The sequence below is a fragment of the Vibrio sp. OPT46 genome (assembly GCF_015163535.1).
GTDB lineage: Bacteria > Pseudomonadota > Gammaproteobacteria > Enterobacterales > Vibrionaceae > Vibrio > Vibrio alginolyticus.
The window spans coordinates 1-900 of sequence record NZ_JADDYG010000530.1; the positions used below are offsets into that span (position 1 = coordinate 1).

2 protein-coding genes are annotated in these 900 nt (G+C 39.3%); one reads left to right on the plus strand and one right to left on the minus strand.

The window, feature by feature from the left end; translation table 11 throughout:
* The first annotated feature begins 87 nt into the window (after positions 1–87).
* A complete protein-coding gene (locus IQR33_RS21470) occupies positions 88–312 on the plus strand; it encodes a hypothetical protein (protein ID WP_053306944.1) in 225 nt (74 codons plus the stop codon).
* Here the strand turns inward: IQR33_RS21470 and IQR33_RS21475 are convergent.
* Positions 267–900, minus strand: a 634-nt coding sequence (locus IQR33_RS21475) for an XRE family transcriptional regulator (RefSeq protein WP_193844036.1), incomplete at its 5' end; no start/stop codon positions are given. The two genes, IQR33_RS21470 and IQR33_RS21475, sit on opposite strands and share 46 nt — an antisense overlap.

Genomic DNA, 900 nt, shown 5'->3' on the forward strand with positions numbered 1-900 from the left:
TAGCTACAGGATGCTTGGTTCAACGAGAATGGTTTCTTTGTAGAGGAAGCGAGAGAGGCTTTGGGAGGAACAACGAAGGAAATCAGCATGTTAAAAATGACGAAAGTAGATACTGAACAGGTATTATTCGAAATAAGCCCAAAACACTTTAAGTCTGAATTAAGAGCAAACACCGCTGAATGCCCTACTTACAAAGTATTTGCTGTCTTAGGCTTTTTCTTTTGCAACGCCCTTTCAGAAACTCTCTTCAAAAAAAGGCTCAAAATCTATATAGATAGGCTTGGCTTATCACCTGCAGATGCGATGGCATAACGAATATCATCAATAAATCGCCCCTCTGTCTCAATAATGCCGTCAGAGAATGTGACTGGCTGATGTGGCCCAGCAAGTAGAACAATATTAGTAAAATCAGAGACATTAAAGTTCTCTGCTACAACATTTTTGGAATGAAAATCGATGACGGTCTTTGCGACTTGATCTTCCAGTAACAAAAGCTGTTCTTCGGTAATTTTCATACGCGCCAAAGCAACGCGAACACACTTATCGTGGGTAGTCGTCTGCTCTTTTATGATTTCGGTATATTTGTCGTTGAGCTTGGAGTTCTCTGCATAGCTATAATATAAAGGTCCGTGCAGCGTTATATTTTTATCTTCATCAACGTAAACGAGATCCAACAACTCTAATGCTTTTAAGTAATCGGACATGCTCTGCTCAGACAAGTCATACTTTTTCTTTAAAATAGAATAGCCGTCTTTACCTCGTAACATTCTCAATTCACGATAAAAGTCGTAAAGGTGAGGGAATTGAAAGAATACTTCATCCTGTGTGCGACTAAAGTAATCCTCGTCTTCACCTTGCAATTGATTTGCGAGCTTTTGTAGTTCATCTAACGTGCAATCA